We start from the raw sequence: 18656 nt of genomic DNA, 5'->3' as shown, positions 1-18656 counted from the left end.
GCCGGCTTACACGCCGTAAGCGGCTTCCAGCTCGGTCAGGCCTTCTTCCAGATGGTCCAGCATTCGCTGCAGGCTGGGCAAGGTCCGGCGGCAGCCGATCAAACCGAATTCAATGTGGTCGTCGTAGCTGTTGAGCGTCATGTTCAGTGCCAGGCGATCCATGGCGATTGACACTGGGTAGGTTCCGATCAGTTCTGCCCCATTCCAGTATTGCCGTTCCTTCGGGCCGGGCACGTTGGAGATGACGACGTTGAAGGTCTGCCATTTGGGCGCAAGGCCGGTTAGCAACTGGAAGCTGGCCGGGGCCAGGAGCATGGTGGTGTAGTTGAGGATTTCCTCCGGGCTCATGTCCGCGTAGCGGGCCTTGGACGCCTGAATGTCCTTGTGGATGTACTCCAGGCGCTCCCCGGCGTCACGCAGGTGAGTGCCCAGCGACGCCAGGATGATGCCCACCTGATTGCCTTCCGCGCTGTCGTCATGCCGCAAAGAAACCGGCACCATCGCCACCAGCGGTTTTTCGGGCAGTGCGTCCTGGTTCAACAGAAAGGTCCGCAGGGCTGCAGCACACATGGCGGTGACGACGTCGTTGATGGTGGTGCCGCTGGCCTTGCAGATGGCCTTGATGCGGGGCAGGGAATACGACTGGGCGGCAAATCGGCGGGAGCCGGTTATCTTGCCGTTCAGAATGCACTGCGGTGCGTGAAACAGGGAGTGGTAGACCGGATGGTTGCGTGCTTCCCGAACGGTCTGAAGCAAGGCCTTGCTTACGCCTGGCAGGGTGCTGATCTGTTTGCCGGATTCCTCCAGCATGTAAGAGACGTTGCGCCAAAGGGATGGTCCTTCCTCCCCCTTTTTCTTTTTCTTGCTGCGCGGCATGGACCAGATGGCAGGCATGTTGCGCTTGTTCGGGTCGCTGGTCAGCATTTTCTGGAACAGTCGCATGGCCGACACGCCGTCCACCAGTGAATGGTGAACCTTGGTGTAGACGGCGAATTGGCGCTCGCCAAAGCCTTCTATCAGATGGAATTCCCACAGTGGCCGTTCGCGGTCCATCAGGTGGCTGTGTTCTGCGGAAACCAGTGCCAACAATTCCCGGATACGTCCCGGCGTTGGCAGAGCTTCAAACCGGAAATGGTGTTCCAGGTCCAGTTCCTTGTCCTCGACCCACCCTGGTTGGCCGAATTTGCTGGTCAAGCGAAGGTTGAAAGGCGGTGTTACCTGGGTTTCAGTCCGTAGCTCGTCGGCCAGTTCGGCGACGTAATCATCGCCCGCGTCTTCGGGAAAGCGAAAAAGCTGTAAACCACCGACGTGCATGGGCTGTTGGCGTTTTTCCAGCCAGAGAAAAACCTGATCCACCGGGCTCAATCGTTTCATGGGGAGTACTCTTTTGTTTTGATTATGATCTGGGATCAAGTGTTGCAGCATTTGTAACACGACGAAAGTGTCTGGGAGCCCATTTCCTTCGAAGTATGCCCATGGCAGTAAGTCTGCCTGTCTAATAGGCTCGTAAATCTGTGCATCATCAAGTCCGGCCATCTCGTATAAGGAGAGTTTCCGTGAGATCGCGTTTCTCGCTGTCGTTGCTGTGGGCCCTGAGCCTGAGTGTCATTTCATCGCACACTATGGCTCAGAGTCAGCCGAGCGTTGAACTTGAGCGGGTCAGCACCTCTGACATTATGAGCGAAGTGAGATTGAACGGTACCGTGAATGCTTTGCGTCGCTCGCAGTTGTCTTCCTCGGTGGCCGGTTTGATCGAAACCGTTGCGGTCGACACCGGTGACCGGGTGTCGGAAGGCGATCTGCTGATTGCGCTGGACGACGAGATGGCAGAGTTTGAACGGGACGAGGCTCGCGCGGCGCTGAATGAGGCCGAAGTGCGCCTGGCGGAGGCCCAGCGACGCCTGGATGAGGCTCGCTCGGTGGGGGTCGGACGCAATATTGCCGCTACCGAAGTCAGCAGCCGGGAGAGCGATCTGGCGGCTGCCCGCGCTTCCGTGGCGCAGTTGGAAGCACGGCGAAATCGCCTGCAGGTGGAGTTGGATCGTCACAGGGTTCGGGCACCGTTCACCGGCGTCGTCAGCCAGCGTGCGGTGGACCTTGGCGAGTGGGTTGTACCTGGCAATGAACTGATGACCCTGGTGGACACGACCAATCTTCGGCTGGACTTCGCTGTTCCCCAGAACTATTTCGACCGGGTGTCTGACCGGTCCAGGCTGCTGTTGCGGCCGGGTTCTCCCGGGCAGAAACCGTTGGCAGCGGAGATCGTGTTGCTGGTGCCGGTGACCGACGCTCAGGCCCGGACGTTCCTGTTACGGGCCAAAGGCCCGGAGTCCTTGACTCTGCTGCCCGGCATGTCGGTTGAGGGAACCTTGCATGTCAGCACGGGCGAGCAAGGCCTGACGGTTTCCCGGGATGCCATCAATCGCTACCCCGAAGGCCGCACGACCGTCTGGATTGCCGAACCTGCGGACGAAGACCGTTATCAGGTGCGCGAGAAGCGCGTTTCCCTGGGCGGCAGTTTCAACAACCGGGTGGAAGTGTTGAGTGGCCTGGAAGGCGGCGAGCGCGTGGTCATTCGCGGCAATGAATCCCTCCGCGAAGGTACTCAGGTCCGGCTGGCCGAACGGAGCGCTCGCTGATGTTCGCTGGCGTCATACGACACGGCACGCTGGTCACCGTTATTACGCTGATCTTTGCAGTTATCGGTGCAGTTGCGGCGCTTCGTATTCCCATCCAGATGATTCCCGACCTGGAAACCCGCACGGTCACGGTGGAAACCCGGTGGCCCGGCGCCACGCCCCAGGACATTGAGAAGGAAATCCTGATCGAACAGGAACAGTATCTTCGAAATGTCCCCAATTTGAGCGAAATGGTGTCCAGTGCCTCCAGTGGTTCGGCAGAGATCGAGCTGGAATTCCCGTTTGGTGTCGACATCACCGAAACCCTGATTCAGGTCAACAACGCCCTGAGCCAGGTGTCGGATTATCCCCAGAATGTGGACGAGCCAAAGATCGTGGCCGCGTCCTTCTCGTCCAACGCGTTTATGTATTTCCGCATCACCACCCTGCCGGACAACCCCCGGGAGCTGGACATTGAGCTGATGGGGGATTTTGTCGAGGACCGCGTCCGCCCGCGTATGGAAAGCGTGCCCGGCGTGTCTGAAGTGCGGGTTGGTGGGGCTGCCGACCGGCAGATGCAGATTCTGGTGGACGAAGCCGCTCTGGCGCAGCGCGGCCTGAGTCTGCTGGACCTGCGCGATGCCATCAATCAGCGCAACCAGGATGTGTCGGGCGGAGAGGTGTCGGCTGGGAAACGCCGGTATCTATTACGAACCGTCGGCCGGTTTCGGGATCTGGACGAGCTGAGGAATCTGGTGGTGTCACGCAGTGGCGACAGCGTGATTCGCCTGTCCGAAGTGGCGACGGTCAAACAGGGTCACTCCCGCATTCGGGAGTTGTCCTGGATCGACAGCCAGCGGGCCATCAGCCTCTCGGTCAGGCGGGAAGCGGGCTCCAACGTGATCCGTATCAAGCAAAAGATGCTGGAAGAAGTCGAACGGATCAACGAGGAGGTGCTCAGGCCCGAAGGCATGACGCTTGCCCTCACTGCCGACGACGCCCGCTACGTTCAGGCTTCCATCTCTAACGTCTGGACCAACCTCGGTATCGGTGCTGCTTTTGCCACCCTGGTGATGTTTCTGTTTTTGCGGTCGGGCAAGGCGACGCTCACTGGCGTGATCGGCATTCCCCTGTGTGCGATTGCGGCGTTTCTGGGGCTCATGATCACCGGACGGACGATCAACGTCATCTCGCTGGCCGGCGTCGCATTTGCCATCGGTATGACAGTGGACAACAGCATCGTGGTGCTGGAAAACATTGAGCGTCAGCGTCGGCTGGGGCTGGACCGATTTGAATCGGCCCTGAAAGGCGTGAAAGAGGTGTGGCCAGCGGTATTGGCTTCCACCACCACGACCATGCTGGTGTTCCTTCCGATCCTGTTTATTCAGGAAGAGGCAGGGCAGCTGTATTCCGACGTCGCTATCGCTATCTCGGCGGCGATTCTGGCCTCTATGCTGATTGCGGTCACGGTGATTCCCACCCTGAGTGCGCGGCTGGATTTTGGCACCCGAAATGGCAATGCTGACGTACAGGGTAATGTGGTGTCCGGCGGCTGGGCTGGCGGCATTGTTCGAGCCGTTCGCTGGATGGTGAGCGGGCAATTGAGGCGTCTGGTGGTGATTGGCGGCACCATCGCCGCGAGCCTCTGGGTGATTCTGGTGCTCACGCCGCCGGCGGAATATCTGCCCGAGGGTGAAGAGCCCAAAACCTTTGCGTACATGAATGCGCCGCCGGGCTACAACCTGGAGGAGATGGCCGCCATCGCGCAACAGGTGGAAGACCATTTCCTGCCCCATGTGAACGCCGAACCTGGACCCTATGAGCGCGGTGAAACGCCGGTCCCGCCCATGGCGTACCTGAACCTTGAGGCCACGCCCACCAGCATTCGTATCATTGCAGAAACCATCAATCCGAATCACATCGACGTACTGATGGAGGAGATTACCGGCTTCTACGAGCAGTTCCCGGGTATGCGGGCGTTTGCGGCCAAGGGGTCGATTATCTCCAGCAACGACGGTGGAACCCGCAGTATCAACCTCGACATTTCCGGTCCGGACCTGGTGTCGATTTACAAAGTCGCCAACACCGCCTATGACCGGGCCCGAAGCATCTTCGACAATCCGCGGATTCAGAGCCGCCCGGCTACCCTGTCGCTGGCCCAACCCCTGATTCAGGTGCGCCCCGAATGGGATCGGGCTGCCGAACTGGGCTTGGATACCGAGGCCATCGGCTTCACGGTTGCGTCGCTGACGGAAGGCTCTTACGTGGATGATTTCTTTCTGGAAGACGACAAGATCGACATCTATCTGTACGGCAGTGGCGGGCGCCAGCCTGGTTTGGCCCAGTTGCCGGACGTGATGGTGCACACCCCGCAGGGCGCCACGCTGCCCCTGTCCAGCCTGGCAACCATTGAGGAAACCGTGGATACCAGCACGGTGCGGCGGCTGGACGGCCGCCGGACGGTGACGCTGAATGTGATTCCACCTGACGATGTGCCGCTGGAAGTGGGCGTTGAACGGGTGAAAACCGAATTGCTGGGGGCGATGCGGGAGAGTGGAGAAATTCCGCTGGATGTGTCCATCGACATTTCCGGTGCCAGCGACCAGTTGAACGCCACCAAAGAGGCCCTCACCGGCAATTTCCTGATTGCGTTGGTTATTGTGTACCTGCTGCTGGTGGCGATTTTCGCCCACTGGGGCTTTCCACTGCTGATTCTGACGGCGATACCGCTGGGCATTGCCGGTGGCATTGTGGGGTTGTCGCTGATGAATCTGGTGGGCAGCCTGTTACCGATGATCGGCTTGCGACCGCTGAGTCAGCCGTTCGACATGATCACCATGCTGGGCTTTCTGATTCTGATGGGGACGGTGGTGAACAATCCGATCCTGGTGGTGGAACAGGCCCGGCAAAATCTGCGGCACCGCTCCACGTCGGTGGTGGATGCGGTGGTGATGGCGGTGGAAACCCGCCTGAGGCCCATTGCCATGACCACGCTGACCACCATTTGCGGCCTGTCGCCGCTGGTGTTCCTGCCGGGTGAAGGCACGGAGCTCTACCGGGGCGTGGGTGCTATTGTGCTGTTCGGCTTGCTTGGCGCTGCCACCGTTACGCTGACGTTCTTGCCTGCACTGACAGTGTTTGTGCTGGGGTGGCGTCGGCGTTCTGGCGCGGAGTCGGCCTCGCAGGCCTGAGAGCCCTGGTGAGTCGCCGCTTCGGGGCTCGTAGACCTTTTCTTCTGGAAAAAGAACTCGCTGCGCTCAGACACCTTTTCCGGCCAGAAAAGGCCTACCATCCCCCAATCGGCTTTGCTGACAAAGTGCTGGTCTCGCTTCGCATTGACCAGCACGGACTCAGAATTCAGCCGTTCACTACTTGGCCTGGTCAGGCTACTGCAGACTCTGGCTTTTTAGCAGGCACACCAAGTACTACTCGACCCTCTTTCAGGGCGACCTGGTAGGTTTTGACCTGAACGTTTTCGTCTTCCAGACACTGCCCGGTTTCCAGATTGAAGTGCTGCTTATACAACGGCGACGCCACTACCAACTGTCCTTTCAGATCGCCGGTAATCCCCCGCGCCAGCACATTTTTCCCGGTAAACGGGTCGGTGTGACCGATCGCGTAAAGCTCGCGCCCCCGCTCTGGCAGATAAAACACCGCCACCGGTCCATCTTTGGTCCAAACTGCAATGCCAGATTCCGGCACCAGGTCTTCAAATGTGCAAACCGCCGTCCATTCAACTTGATTCGCCATAACAGTTCTCCCTATCAAAAGGCTTTGCCCGTTCTGGGCAAAGCACAATCTTTCCTTTCAAATCTCCGAGTCTTCCAGTGTTAAGCAGGCTCACTCTCAAGCTCAGCCTCATGAGCCGGGCGCTTCTGCCCGCGTTCAGAGACCCACTGCTGCACCGGATCTTTCTTCTCTGGCGCATTCACAAACTCGCGGAACCGCTTGCGCTTCTCCGGATCTTCCACCGCGGCTTTCCACTCGCACTGATAAGTGCCCACAAGGCTTTCCATGTGCTCTTCCAGTTCCTGGCCAATACCCAGGCTGTCTTCCAGCACCACCTGCTTCAGGTAATCCAGGCCGCCTTCCAGGTTCTCCATCCACACGCTTGTGCGCTGCAGGCGGTCGGCGGTGCGCACGTAGAACATCAGTACCCGGTCGATGGTGGATACCAGTTCTTCGTCGCTCAGGTCAGTAGCAAACAGGTCGCCGTGGCGTGGGCGCATGCCGCCGTTGCCGCAGACATACAGGTTCCAGCCGTTTTCTGTGGCGATCACGCCGATGTCCTTGCTCTGGGCTTCCGCGCATTCGCGGGTGCAGCCGGATACGGCGAACTTAATTTTGTGCGGTGCGCGAAGGCCCTTGTAGCGGTCTTCCAGATGGATCGCCATGCCGACGCTGTCCTGCACCCCATAACGGCACCAGGTGCTGCCGACGCATGACTTCACTGTGCGCAGAGCCTTGCCATACGCATGGCCGGTTTCGAAGCCGGCAGCGATCAGTTTCTCCCAGATTTCTGGCAGCTCGCTCAGGCTGGCGCCGAACAGGTCGATGCGCTGGCCACCGGTAATTTTGGTGTACAGGTTGTACTGCTTGGCCACTTCGCCCAGCACGATCAGCTTGTCCGGTGTGATTTCACCGCCCGGGACACGAGGAACGATGGAGTAGGTACCGTTCTTCTGCATGTTGGCCATGAAGGTGTCATTGGTGTCCTGCAGGGGAACATGATCCGTCGCCAGCACGTGCTCGTTCCAGCAGCTAGCCAGAATGGAGCCGACGGCCGGTTTGCAGATGTCGCAACCGTGGCCACGGCCATGGTCCCGGATCAGGGTCTGGAAGGTGCGGATGCCGTTTACCTTCACCAGATGGAAGAGTTCCTGTCGGGTGTAAGGGAAGTGTTCGCAGATGTCTTTGTTGACCTCCACGCCGCGCTTTTCCAATTCGTTGTCCACCACGGATTTCAGCAAAGCCGCGCAGCCGCCGCAGCCGGAGCTGGCCTTGGTTTCAGCCTTCACAGAGCCCAGATCGGCACAACCGGCGTCAATCGTGGTGCAAATGTCGCCTTTGGTGACGTTGTGGCAGGAACAGATGCCCGCGGTGTCCGGCAGGGCGTCAGGGCCCAGCGCAGGGGCACCACCCTCCGATTCCGGCAGAATGAGGGTTTCGGGGCTGTCCGGAAGTTCTATTTCGTTCAGCATGTATTGCAGCAGAGTGTCGTAAGGGCCGTTGTCCCCGACCAGAATGGCACCCAGTAGCTTTTTGCCGTCCTCGCTGATGACCATGCGGCGGTAATGGCCGGCCTGCTCGTCGTTGAAGCGAATGCTCTTGGCTCCCTTGGTCTGGCCATGGGCGTCGCCGATAGAGCCCACATCCACACCCAGTAGTTTCAGCTTGGTGCTCATATCGGCACCGATGAAGGCGGCTTCTTTATCGCCATTCAGGACTGCTGACATGGTGCGAGCCATGGTGTAACCAGGGGCGACCAGACCGAAGATCTTTTCACTCCACAGAGCGCATTCGCCGATGGCGTGAATGTTCGGGTCTGAGGTTGTGCACTGATCGTTGATGACGATACCGCCGCGTTCGCCCACCTGAAGGCCACAGGACCGGGCCAGCGCGTCCTGGGGACGGATGCCAGCAGAAAACACGATCAGGTCGGTTTCCAGGTGGGTGTCGTCGCTGAAGTTCATCCGCAGACGGGCGTCTTCGCCCTCAACGATGTCCGTGGTGGCCTTTTCGGTGTGCACCTGCACGCCCAGGTCTTCAATTTTGCGCTTCAGCAAAGCGCCGCCGTCGGTGTCCAACTGGACCGGCATCAGCCGGGGCGCAAATTCAACCACGTGTGCTTCCAGCCCCAAGCTCTTCAAAGCGTTGGCGGCTTCCAGGCCCAACAGGCCGCCGCCCACAACGACGCCGGTTTTAACGCCTTTGGCACTGGCGCGGATGGCGTCCAGGTCTTCCAGGGTGCGGTAGACCAGGCAATGGGGGTGTTCGTTGCCCTGAATCGGTGGAACGAACGGGTACGAGCCCGTCGCCATGACCAGTTCATCGTATGGGTAGTCGCCCATCGGTGTGGTCACGATGCGGCGGTCCCGGTCGATGTTGGTCACTTGCTCGCCCAGTCGCAGGTCAATGCCCTGCTCTGCGTACCACTCGGCCGTACTCATGGCCAAATCACTGTGGGTCGAACCACTGAAATATTCCGACAGGTGCACCCGGTCGTAGGCGAGGAGTTTTTCTTCGCCGAAGACAACGATGTTGAAGTCAGAAGCGGCCGGGCTATCGCAGAACTGTTCCAGGAAATGATGGCCGACCATGCCGTTCCCGACTACGATCAGATTTTTTTTGCTCATGCCGCGTTTGCCTCCCGCACAACTAAAAAAGCCGGAGCAGTTAGTCCCCTGGGGGAAATAACTGGTCCGGCGCCAATGCCAACAACAATGATCTGATGGTCCGGCCTGAATCCATGGCCGGGGAAATCTTCCATACACTCAGAACAAAGCGATCTTTGTGCCAACTTTTAAAGCGTCTAAAAATCAGTCACCTATGATTTTGGGGTGTGGAAAGCACCAGTTTTTGGCGGAGTTCTTGCCCAGACACGGGGCAAGGCGCACGAGTTTGGCGCCTGAATTTGCTGGCGTGGTAATTGCTCTAGTCGTCCAGTGTTCAAATGTAAAGAATCCTGGCGCACTGGAGTTGAGCCATGAATACGACATCCGATTCAAGCCATTATGTCCCGAACGCCGGTGATTATCTGATTGCCTCAAAGTCCTGCGAGCTCATGAGCCTTCAGTATTTCCTGCGGATGGGCAAAATGATTCAGTGCATTAGCAACCTTGTGCACGGGCTGCAGCGAGAGCGTGGCGCATCGAATGTATTTCTAGGCTCCGCGGGTACCAGGTTTGGGGTAGAACGCCGGGAGCTTCTGGAAGAAGCCGACCGGTTAAAACAGGCCTTTGAACAGGCCCTTGCCGAGATTCACGAGGAGCTCACGGGGGATCCGGTGAGCAGCCGCTTGCTGAACCAGATCGCCATTGGTCTCCATGATCTGGAGGGTCTTGATGAATTGCGCGCAGGGGTAGCGGCCCTGAGCATAACCGCCGATTGTGCCACCGAGAGCTACAGCACCCTGATCAAGAACCTGATAGCCATTGTATTCGAGGCGGCCGACACCGCGGTGGACCCCACCATCGCTGGCCTTCTGGTGGCGATGGTGCATTTGATGAACGGCAAAGAATTCTGTGGCCAGGAACGAGCGGTCGGGTCCACCGGTTTTTCCAGTGGAAGCTTCAACACTGCACAATCTCAGCGCATGATGCACCTTGTTGAAGCGCAGGAACGGTGTTTTCAGGTTTTCACCAGTTTTGCAGACAATGATTCGCTGGCGCTCTGGCGAGACGTGAGTGAGCACGACCGGGAGAGGTCGATCAAACAACTCAGAGAGCTTGCTTCCTCAGTGGGCCGATACAAATCCCTGGACCCGGAGCTGGCGGACCAGTGGTTCGCCCTGATGACGGACCGCATCGATGCCTTGAAAGCAGTCGAAGACAGCGTTGAGGGCTGCTTCCACGCCCGTTGTGCAGAGCGTTATGCCGATGCGCGGGAGTCCCTGTCGCATCAGGAAACGCTAATTTCCTCACTGGAGGAAGAAGATAAGAGCCCCGGCCAGCCGGTGTTGCTACTGTGTGATTCTGGTGAGGATGAAGAGACTGCCGGTTCCTTTGCCAGCGGCGGTGTCAGCCAGCAGTTCGGTCGTTCGATTTTCGAGTTGGTCCAGCAGCAAAGCGTTCGGCTACAGCAGATGAATGACGAACTGCAAAGTGCCCGTGAGGCGCTTGCGGATCGAAAACTTCACGAAAAAGCAGTGCTGGTCCTGATGAATCACCGGAACATCAGTAATGATGAGGCCCACCGGGTGCTCAGAAAGCTGGCCATGGACCAGGGAAAGAAACTGTCGGAGGTGGCGAGTTCAGTGATCGCCATGGAGGAGGTTCTAAAACGCCGCTGATCTCGAACCAGTAGATGGCAGCACTGGATATTCTCTATGGTTTGCAACAGAACCTAAGCCTACCTGAATCTGTCCCCTACGTTCTCCACTTTCCGGAGCAGCTGAACAGGCACCCGGTAGTGCAGGGCGCGCGACAGTCCAAACCCCTGCACGGTGCAGGTCTTGTGATTTACGCGCAGTATTTTGCCATGCAGCTCACGGGTGCTGGTACTGAACGCAACGGTATCGCCAACCTGCCAGCGTGCCTGATGATCCACCGGGTCTGGAAGTTCAAACTCGTCAACCGATAACACGATGTCCTGATTTCTGGCCTTGCTCAGAAGCTCATTGCGTGTGGCGTCGGCCAGTCCGTCGGTGTGAAGCTCGTCCAAAAGCCGGTAGAAATGGACGTTGTGAACGGACCCCCGATACCGATGTCCTGCGTTGTGTTGAAGGAGGTGTGCAAACTCATGACAGCAGGTATGAGCCAACAGATTGAGCGCGCTCAATTTCCCGCCAAAATAATTTCGTTGCGTTATCTCCCGCGCAGAAAGCCACCCGGTTGCGGTTTCCGGCCCGTGTTTGGCTGCGATCATTTTGGCGCCGTAGGTGATCTGATGCTGCTGTCTTGAAGGGTCGAATCGATGGTAGGTCGCCTGCCCGGAGCCAACGCGGCACATAAGCGAATGACCTTTCGAGCGATATTGGGCCGTTGTAGACGCGGCGGGCCACAGCACCTGTTCGGTTGCGGCGCACATCAGTTGGCCGAGCTTGCGGGTATTAAGGGATGGTTTCGTCATGACAAAGAGGATAATGCCTCTTTTTGTCACAAAGAAAAATGCCCCGAACGACATAAGTCGACGGGGCATCTGAGAGGCATCTAACGGATCGACCTTACGCCTCGACCGGTGCGCGCCAGTCGTCGCCACCGGAAGTGCCGGCAACGGCATGTTCCCAGGTGATCTTGCGGTAGGACAGGGAAGCCGTTACCAGCTGGGTGAAATCAGCGCTGGCGGCGTCCTGGCAGTGCGGCATGTTGCACTGGATGTCGATGATGGTGGCATCTTCCAGGATGGTGGAGAAGAAGTGCTCCTGCTTACCCTCGACAGAGGTGCGGTACCACTTCAGTTCGACTTTCGGCAGCATTTCGCCGGACGCCAGAGCGTTGTACATAAGCGGCGTGGCTTTGTTCAGCGCAGAGGTGAACTTGAAAGGCTTGTGAACGCGCTGGCCTGAAGGCTGGCCTGACTGAGGGTCAGTCGGAACGGTAACAACGTGGCTGAATTCCTGAACCAGCACTTCGTCTTCGTGACCTTCAACGTAGATGTTGCCTACGGAATCAGAAGTGAATGCGCCAGCGGTAATGTTGCCCTGAGTTTGGCCTTCGATGCTGATATAACAAGGAGTTGGCATAGTCTGCTCCATGACGATTAAATGAATAAGTGTCCCAAGGTTCTCCCTGGACAATCAGGTTATTACAAGCAACGTGCCACTATTGGAAAGTGCAGTAAAAACAGAGGTATAAGATTTTTCGGTGGCATAAGACCAGATGGTTGGGCAATTCGTTGCAGAAATTGGAGCGATAAATTGCTGGCTAGGCAAAATCTTGCTCAGCGTAAGAAGAAACGGATGGGCAGCGCGAAAGAAAATGCCTCTCCAGACATGGTGTCCGGCACCTCCGGTAGCGGCTCAGCGGCTTTCATCATGCTGAGTGCGGCATCGTCGAGCATGGTATGGCCTGACCCTGTCCTGATCCTGTAATCCAGCAATTCCCCCTGACGGTTGAATTCGAACAAGACCACCGGTGTGCCTTCCATGTTCAGCCTTTGCGCCCGGCGAGGATAGTTATAGAACTCGCTGAGATGTCGGTTCAATCTGGTCAGATAACTGTCCACAGACGATGAACTGCCTGCAGTCAGGCGTACCTGTTGCGCGACAGGCTCTTCTGGCGTCTGAACCGTTTCCGTTGATTTGCGTGTGGGTTCTGTTTCAGCAGGCTTGGCAACAGGTTCAGGTTCGGCCACGATTTCTGGCTCTGGCTCTGGCTCTGGCTCTGGCTCTGGCTCTGGCTCTGGCTCTGGCTCTGGCTCTGGCTCTGGCTCTGGCTCTGGCTCTGGCTCTGGCTCTGGCTCTGGCTCTGGCTCTGGCTCTGGTTCCGGTTGCTCAACCGCCTTTGGTTTCGCTTCGGTAGCTGGCAATTGTTTCGGTTGGTTGGGCGGGGCCAGTTGGATTTTCATGGCGGGCGCCTGCGTGATGGTTGCATTGCCTTGAATACGCAGCTCGGGCGTATCTTCTGGAAGCGCAAACAGTAAAACAGCGCCTGTCATGGCGATCGATATCACCAGCAGAACGAAACGGGCCAGCGCACTCTGGTTCATGTTTCAGAAGGCTCCGTCATTAACAGAACGTCCTGAAAGCCCATCTTCGCAAGCAGTGCGAACAGTGATTCGAGATCCGCCATCGACGTATTCCCGGCGGCCCCGATGGTCAGGGTGGGAGACTCCTCTGCGGAAGGCAGAAGCCGGGCAAGGTTGTCTTCACCGGCCGGTTCCCCTTTTACCTGCCACTGACCGGAACCCAGCACAACCAGATCAGCGTCTGGTCCGTCCTGTTTAAGTTCCGTCGCAGAGCCTGGCAAATCCGGAAGCGAATGGTTCTGGAGCTGGCCGGCGACGATGAAAAACATCAGCAGCAGGAAGACCAGGTTGATCAGCGGAAGCAACGCGTCTTCGAGTCGCTCCAGTAACGATTTTCGCGGAGCGAAGGAGGGTGGCACAAACTCGGTCATGGCTGGGTCTTTGCCCCTTGTTCCCTCACCCAGTTGGGTTTGATGCCCCGGTAGTCCAGTGTGCTCAGGGCCAGTGTAAAATCCTGAACCGTTGCGTCGGGTGTCGACACCATTCTGACACGGCTGATCCCAGCGGTTTTCAGTGCGCTAACGAGATCATCCAGTGAATAGTGCTGGTCGTTCCACGCCAGCTCCTGGTTTGGAAGGATTGAGATTTCCGGAACAGGATCAGTGTCCGCTGAGCTTGCAGAGGATCGAACGCTGGTACTCACTTCCATAAGACCAACCGGCAGCAATCTTGTGGTCAGCATGAAAAAGACCAGAAGTATAAAAACGACATCGATCAGTGGGGTAATCCGGATGGCCAGCGGTTTTGCCGGCCTGGGTTCAACGAACGGCATTGACGGCCTGACGTCCCTGCCAATCCATGTCTGTCGCCTCTTGAGGTCCCATAACCTGCGCGGCGAGCGGCCGGGCATTGGAGTCGCGTTCGACGTCAGCGGTTTCAGGCGTGTTCAGGGTATCGAATAGAACGGTGTTCATGGTGGCTTGCAATCGGCCCAGGCGGAATTCGATCCAGGCAGCAATGGCTGCAAATGGAATGGCGACGACCAGACCTGCCGCTGTGGTTGTCAGCGCCTGGTATATGCCACCGCTCAGCTGCGAGGCGCTGGCCCGGCCCTCAGCAGCTGCCATGGTGCTGAAAGCTTCCATCATGCCGATGACCGTTCCTAACAAACCCAGCAGCGGTGCCAGGGCCGCAATCACCTCGATGATTTTCAGCGGTGCCTCGAAAGGCGCGAGGGCCCCCTTAGCCTTTTGCGAAACCGACTCCTGAATCCGCGCTGAAGGTTGTCGGTTCAGCCGTCCTTCCATGATTGCCAGCACCAGATGGGAAAGCGGATTCAATCTGCTTGCACCTCGAGTTGACTTGTTCAGGCTTTCCGCCATTGTACTGTCCGGCTGCTGTTGCCACAGCTGAAGGTGTCGTTTCAGCACCGCAGAATGGCGAGGCGCAAACAGCGCGCCGTAGAGCATCAGATAAACGAAAGCCACGACGCCGATAACGGCCATGATCATCAAAACGGCTATTACCGGGCCGCCCATGATGATGAGCTGATCTATCAGTCCATTGAGTGCTCCGCTGGAGGGCATCACGGTTTCCATGGGCGAGGCTCCGAAAACTTTTGAAATACGAATGATAAAGATTCGCAATAATATATCAAGTGTTCGATCCTTAACCACCGTGGCGCGGAGTCTCTGTTAAACTCAGGGCATGGAAAGTAGAGACCGCATTATCTCTGGAGAGTTAATCCCTTGGCCAAGTTGATTAGATGGTGGTTTGCCAGCCTGGTTAACCGTGCCGTCACTTTCATGGTGGTAGGGATTGTTCTGGCCGTGCTGGTGGTGGTGTTGGTCGGTTCAGCGGTTTCTCGCTCTGAACTTGAAGCCCAGGCGCGTCAGCAAGTCGCTACCATTGCAGATCTGGTGGCGGACGATCTGGACGTGAAACTGGGGAATCGTCGCGACACTCTGGCCCATGTCGCCCAAAACCTCACCATGGACGAAGAGGTGCTGCTGTCACGGGCCAACGTGTTTTTACGCCGCAACGTGGCACTTCAGCACCAGTTTGATGGCCTGTTTCTATTCGACGCTGCAGGCAATGCGCTCGCCGCTTTCCCTGAGAAGTATCATCTTGTGGACCAGAACGTTTCCGACAAGCCCTATTTCATCAATACCTCAGGGCAGTTGACCCCCTTCATCAGCGAGCCTTACGTGACCGACTATCAGGACAACCCGGCGATCATGATGACGGCCCCCATTTTTGATCATCGTCAGCGTTTTATTGGTGTACTGGCCGGTAGTGTGCGTCTTGAAGGTAAAAACTTCATGAAGGAATCGAGCGGGATTCGGGTAGGCAAATCGGGTTACGTAACGGTCGCCACCCGAAACGGTGTGGTACTGACTCATGGTCGCACCGGTGAATCCATGGTTCAGGTCAGGGTTGAAAGTGAGGCGGTCAAAGACGCCATGGCGGGTTTCGAAGGTACGAGGCGCACCCGCAACGCCGCTGGCGAGGATGCCATCATGGCAGTGCGTCAGTTATCCCAGGTGCCCTGGTATGTGTCGACGGTATGGCCCCTGAAAGAAGCCTATGCTCCGGTGCAGCGTCTGACAGACAGTTTCGTTCTGGTGTTATTGGGTGTGCTGCTGTTTATTTTGCCGTTGGCCATGTTGGTGTTCCGTCGTCTGATGGCGCCCTTGAAGTTGCTGGGTGCACAGATCAGTGACCGGCATCTGGGGATAAGGACGGTGCCCGTTGACGAGGTGGGTGGCAGTGAGATCCGCCAGGTGGCGCAAACCTTCAACACCGTAATGGAAGAGCGGGATGAAGTTATGGCGTCTCTGGCTGAGCGCGAGGCGTTTTTCCGGTCACTGACCCGCAGCGCACCCATCGGTATTGTGCAAACGGACGTGCTGGGGCGCATCGAATTCGCCAACCCGGCGTTTGAACAGATTGTAGGCGTGGCCTCCAAAGACCTTCAGCAAAGCCTGTTGATTGAGGGCGTTTACGAAGAGGATCGCGCCGGTGCCGTTGATGCCTGGCGGGAAGCATTGAGGAATCATACCGTCTTCCGCGCCCGTTTCCGTCTCAAAACTATCAGTGGCGAACTTGTCTGGGCCGATGTGATGACAGCGGTGATTGATACCGAAGAAAAGACCCTGGGCACCATTACTGTCGTTCGGGATATTACCCACCAACTGGAGATCGAAGGCCAGCTGGCAGAAGAACAAGCCCGGGCTGACAGCATCCTTGGCGTGCTGCAGGAGGGCGTTTTGATGGTGGATCTGGCCGGTGAGATCCGCTACGCCAACAACGCATCGAAGGACTTTATGGGCGCACTGGACCTGGGCGAGCATGAGAACTTCTTTGATTACATCACCATCGTTGATGAGGAAAAAACCTGGACCCCGGAAGAGTTTTTGCAGGGTGATGACCAGGAAAACCTCTACGTTACCCTCAAGAATTCCCAGAACCTGAGTTACGACATCGATTTGACGGTGCTTCACCTGCGGCCCGATTCGGACCGCCATCGCGTGGTCTTTGTGATACGCGACGACAGCGAGCGTCGTCGAGAGGAGCAGAAGCTGTCCTGGGAAGCTACCCATGACAGTCTGACGGGCTTGTTGAACCGACGAGCTTTCAGTGCCTCCCTGAATCGTTGCCTGACAGAATTGTCCCCTCGCTCAAATGACAGTGTGTTGATGTTGATCGACCTTGATTACTTCAAGCCGGTGAACGATCAAGGGGGTCACCTGCTTGGGGATGACCTTTTGACCCGGCTATCGAAATTTCTGATGGACACGGTCCGGCAGTCAGATACTGTTGCCCGCCTTGGAGGCGATGAATTCGGAGTTATCCTGCCTGCCTGCGGCATGGCTAGAGCCGAGGTCCTGGCAGAGCAAATCCGTCGTGGCGTCGAAGGGCTTAGAGTGGAGCAGGATGGTCGAACGTTCGGAGTGACTGCCAGCATCGGTGTAACCGCGATGTCGTCATATGACAGTGGGCCGAGGGAAATACTGGCCAGGGCCGATGAAGGCACCTACGCTGCCAAGGCCCAGGGTCGCAATCAGGTGGTTGTGGTGCCATTACCACCAGAGCGCTGACTGGCCTGCCTGCCACAGGAGTCTCAGCGCCAGCAGGGTCAGAACCAGGTTGAATACGCGCTGGAAGTGACGGTTGCTGATCGATCGAAGCACATGCAGGCCCAGCCAGGTACCGGCAAAACCGAAGGCGATCATCGCCAGCATGAACGCCAGCCATTCGTGGAACACAAAGCCGGCAAAACCAAATACAACGGCTTTTGGCGCGTGTTGCAGGCTCATGGCGGTGGCAAAGGTCGCCACGGTTTTGTAGCGGTCTTTGTGCATCTGCTTGATAAACGCTGCCACCAACGGCCCTGTGGCACCCACAAACAGACTGATAAAACTGGTCGCCATGGAGGCGATGAAAATGCCGGGGCGCCCAAAGGCCCCTTTTGGCAGCGCTGGTCCCCAGCAAAGGTAGAGTACGAAAGCGGCGATGGTCAGTTGCCAGAGGTGCTCGGGAAGATCAACCAGCAACCAGGCACCAAGACCCGCGCCAACCAGCACGCCGGGCGCGAAGGCCGCGATCGCCGGCCAGTCGGTATGCCGCCAGGTCAGTGTGGCCCTCCCCACATTGGAGCCCAGTTGAATCATGCCATGTACCGGTATGATCGCCGCCGGTGGAATCCACAGCGCCATCAGGACCAGCAACAACAAACCACCGCCGGCACCCAGGCTGGCGGTAATCATGGAGGTAATAACAGAGGCCATCATCAGGCCGATGGCGATGGTAGGGCTAATAGAGCCAGGTAGTAGAGATAATTCCAATCGTGTTCCAGCAAAAAGCGCGGTTTGGTCCAGTGTTTACATCAAGCTTGATCAATCAAAGTAGCAACTTTCCGCCAGAACAGGAATTCAAAGATCACATTACCCTGCTGGGTTTTGTCCGTCTTCTGAGGCCCACGATACCAAGTCCCATCCCCAGAAGTAGAAGAGAACTCGGTTCTGAAACTGTGGAAATAGGCAGTGAGTTGCTAGCGCCAAACCTAAGAGCAGTCAGAGAGTACGTGGCATTCCCAAATGAATCGCCCAGTTGAGTCCTGTGAAAGATCTTCAGTTTCGTGCCTGCTGCCGCTGTTGGGGAAGTCCAGTCAAGCCCGAAAGGCTGGTAAATGTCCTCGCCTGCCAGGAAATCGAAGTCTGGAATCTGAAAGCTCAGTTCGATTCGACGAAGTTCCGCTGTGTTGATCGCAGTGGTATCACTGGCTTTATCTATGAATTCAAGCCTATCTCCCACTGAAGAGTCTGAATCGACCATAACCATCCGATCGGTTTGCAGCGGTGCTTGAGTGTTATCCATCAGGGGGAGTGACAGTTCGTTAATCGTTATGTCGATCCAACTGATGTTGTTGGTATTGTTGTAGTAGACACCGCTGCCGCCATTGCTAACTCGGGCTGGTTCATAATCGATAAAGATATTACCCGTGATTTCCTGGACCTGGGACAGAGGGCTAGTTGCTGTTGCCGAAAAGTTGCCTTCGAGCAAAAGGGCATTTGCGCTGGAACTGAGTAGGACACCAGACAGCGCCGCTGAAAGAATCCTTTTTTTCATATTTCTTCCTTGATTGGGGAATAGAGTGAACCCAAAGGCTAGCAATGATGGGATTAGAAA

At 57.2% G+C, this 18656-nt stretch carries 15 protein-coding genes; 4 read left to right on the top strand and 11 right to left on the bottom strand.

Going from position 1 to position 18656, the window contains the following annotated elements; all coding sequences use genetic code 11:
- Positions 1-6: 6 nt before the first annotated feature.
- Complete coding sequence (locus QLQ17_RS00290) at positions 7-1374, bottom strand: WS/DGAT/MGAT family O-acyltransferase (protein WP_283207543.1); 1368 nt, start codon at positions 1372-1374, stop codon at positions 7-9.
- 182 nt (positions 1375-1556) lie between these two features.
- On the opposite strand from QLQ17_RS00290, the gene QLQ17_RS00285 reads away from it, so the two are divergent.
- Both QLQ17_RS00285 and QLQ17_RS00280 read left to right on the top strand, forming a co-directional pair.
- Positions 1557-2639 carry an efflux RND transporter periplasmic adaptor subunit gene (locus QLQ17_RS00285; RefSeq protein ID WP_283207542.1) on the top strand — a complete coding sequence of 361 codons (1083 nt, stop codon included), beginning with the start codon at positions 1557-1559 and terminating at the stop codon, positions 2637-2639.
- Positions 2639-5809 carry an efflux RND transporter permease subunit gene (locus QLQ17_RS00280; protein ID WP_283207541.1) on the top strand — a complete coding sequence of 1057 codons (3171 nt, stop codon included), beginning with the start codon at positions 2639-2641 and terminating at the stop codon, positions 5807-5809. The genes QLQ17_RS00285 and QLQ17_RS00280 overlap by 1 nt, the downstream gene beginning before the upstream one ends.
- A 190-nt stretch (positions 5810-5999) precedes the next feature.
- Here the strand turns inward: QLQ17_RS00280 and nirD are convergent, their stop codons facing one another.
- The gene (nirD, locus tag QLQ17_RS00275; RefSeq protein ID WP_283207540.1) at positions 6000-6368 is read right to left on the bottom strand and encodes a nitrite reductase small subunit NirD; all 369 of its coding nucleotides are present in this window, start codon (positions 6366-6368) and stop codon (positions 6000-6002) included.
- A gap of 80 nt (positions 6369-6448) precedes the next feature.
- Positions 6449-8974, bottom strand: a complete 2526-nt coding sequence (gene nirB / locus QLQ17_RS00270) for a nitrite reductase large subunit NirB (RefSeq protein WP_283207539.1) — start codon at positions 8972-8974, stop codon at positions 6449-6451.
- 350 nt (positions 8975-9324) lie between these two features.
- Here nirB and QLQ17_RS00265 point away from each other — a divergent pair, with 350 nt between their 5' ends.
- Positions 9325-10629, top strand: a complete 1305-nt coding sequence (locus QLQ17_RS00265) for a nitrate regulatory protein (RefSeq protein WP_283207538.1) — start codon at positions 9325-9327, stop codon at positions 10627-10629.
- Positions 10630-10688: 59 nt separating this feature from the next.
- Here the strand turns inward: QLQ17_RS00265 and QLQ17_RS00260 are convergent, their stop codons facing one another.
- The 6 genes from QLQ17_RS00260 to QLQ17_RS00235 form a co-directional block, all read right to left on the bottom strand.
- Positions 10689-11408, bottom strand: a complete 720-nt coding sequence (locus QLQ17_RS00260) for a hypothetical protein (RefSeq protein ID WP_283207537.1) — start codon at positions 11406-11408, stop codon at positions 10689-10691.
- 94 nt (positions 11409-11502) lie between these two features.
- Positions 11503-12021: an Hcp family type VI secretion system effector gene (locus QLQ17_RS00255; RefSeq protein WP_283207536.1), complete on the bottom strand. Its 519-nt coding sequence runs from the start codon at positions 12019-12021 to the stop codon at positions 11503-11505.
- A gap of 197 nt (positions 12022-12218) precedes the next feature.
- Positions 12219-12986 carry an energy transducer TonB gene (locus tag QLQ17_RS00250; protein ID WP_283207535.1) on the bottom strand — a complete coding sequence of 256 codons (768 nt, stop codon included), beginning with the start codon at positions 12984-12986 and terminating at the stop codon, positions 12219-12221.
- Positions 12983-13396, bottom strand: a complete 414-nt coding sequence (locus QLQ17_RS00245) for an ExbD/TolR family protein (protein WP_283207534.1) — start codon at positions 13394-13396, stop codon at positions 12983-12985. Before QLQ17_RS00245 ends, QLQ17_RS00250 begins: the two co-directional genes overlap by 4 nt.
- Positions 13393-13797 (bottom strand): ExbD/TolR family protein, encoded by a 405-nt coding sequence (locus QLQ17_RS00240; RefSeq protein ID WP_283207533.1) that lies wholly within the window; start codon positions 13795-13797, stop codon positions 13393-13395. Before QLQ17_RS00240 ends, QLQ17_RS00245 begins: the two co-directional genes overlap by 4 nt.
- Entirely contained in the window at positions 13784-14563 is a 780-nt protein-coding gene (locus tag QLQ17_RS00235; protein WP_283207532.1) for a MotA/TolQ/ExbB proton channel family protein, read from the bottom strand. The genes QLQ17_RS00240 and QLQ17_RS00235 overlap by 14 nt, the downstream gene beginning before the upstream one ends.
- Before the next feature lie 150 nt (positions 14564-14713).
- Between QLQ17_RS00235 and QLQ17_RS00230 the strand changes: the two genes are divergently transcribed.
- The gene (locus QLQ17_RS00230; protein WP_349306782.1) at positions 14714-17065 is read left to right on the top strand and encodes a sensor domain-containing diguanylate cyclase; all 2352 of its coding nucleotides are present in this window, start codon (positions 14714-14716) and stop codon (positions 17063-17065) included.
- Here the strand turns inward: QLQ17_RS00230 and QLQ17_RS00225 are convergent.
- Positions 17048-17812 (bottom strand): sulfite exporter TauE/SafE family protein, encoded by a 765-nt coding sequence (locus tag QLQ17_RS00225; protein ID WP_283207531.1) that lies wholly within the window; start codon positions 17810-17812, stop codon positions 17048-17050. The genes QLQ17_RS00230 and QLQ17_RS00225 overlap by 18 nt on opposite strands.
- A gap of 94 nt (positions 17813-17906) precedes the next feature.
- Entirely contained in the window at positions 17907-18596 is a 690-nt protein-coding gene (locus tag QLQ17_RS00220) for a PEP-CTERM sorting domain-containing protein (RefSeq protein ID WP_283207530.1), read from the bottom strand.
- Positions 18597-18656: the final 60 nt, after the last annotated feature.

Source organism: Marinobacter sp. CHS3-4 (assembly GCF_030053415.1).
Taxonomy (GTDB): Bacteria; Pseudomonadota; Gammaproteobacteria; order Pseudomonadales; family Oleiphilaceae; genus Marinobacter.
The sequence above is the reverse complement of the archived record's forward strand: the minus strand, read 5'-3'. Positions and strand labels throughout refer to the sequence as shown.

Excerpts from the sequence above, each read along its gene's own strand:
- QLQ17_RS00290 (WP_283207543.1), bottom strand. The coding sequence starts at position 1,374 with ATGAAACGATTGAGCCCGGTGGATCAGGTTTTTCTCTGGCTGGAAAAA.
- QLQ17_RS00280 (WP_283207541.1), top strand. The coding sequence starts at position 2,639 with ATGTTCGCTGGCGTCATACGACACGGCACGCTGGTCACCGTTATTACG.
- nirD (WP_283207540.1), bottom strand. The coding sequence starts at position 6,368 with ATGGCGAATCAAGTTGAATGGACGGCGGTTTGCACATTTGAAGACCTG.
- nirB (WP_283207539.1), bottom strand. The coding sequence starts at position 8,974 with ATGAGCAAAAAAAATCTGATCGTAGTCGGGAACGGCATGGTCGGCCAT.
- QLQ17_RS00265 (WP_283207538.1), top strand. The coding sequence starts at position 9,325 with ATGAATACGACATCCGATTCAAGCCATTATGTCCCGAACGCCGGTGAT.
- QLQ17_RS00260 (WP_283207537.1), bottom strand. The coding sequence starts at position 11,408 with ATGACGAAACCATCCCTTAATACCCGCAAGCTCGGCCAACTGATGTGC.
- QLQ17_RS00255 (WP_283207536.1), bottom strand. The coding sequence starts at position 12,021 with ATGCCAACTCCTTGTTATATCAGCATCGAAGGCCAAACTCAGGGCAAC.
- QLQ17_RS00250 (WP_283207535.1), bottom strand. The coding sequence starts at position 12,986 with ATGAACCAGAGTGCGCTGGCCCGTTTCGTTCTGCTGGTGATATCGATC.
- QLQ17_RS00245 (WP_283207534.1), bottom strand. The coding sequence starts at position 13,396 with ATGACCGAGTTTGTGCCACCCTCCTTCGCTCCGCGAAAATCGTTACTG.
- QLQ17_RS00240 (WP_283207533.1), bottom strand. The coding sequence starts at position 13,797 with ATGCCGTTCGTTGAACCCAGGCCGGCAAAACCGCTGGCCATCCGGATT.
- QLQ17_RS00235 (WP_283207532.1), bottom strand. The coding sequence starts at position 14,563 with ATGGAAACCGTGATGCCCTCCAGCGGAGCACTCAATGGACTGATAGAT.
- QLQ17_RS00220 (WP_283207530.1), bottom strand. The coding sequence starts at position 18,596 with ATGAAAAAAAGGATTCTTTCAGCGGCGCTGTCTGGTGTCCTACTCAGT.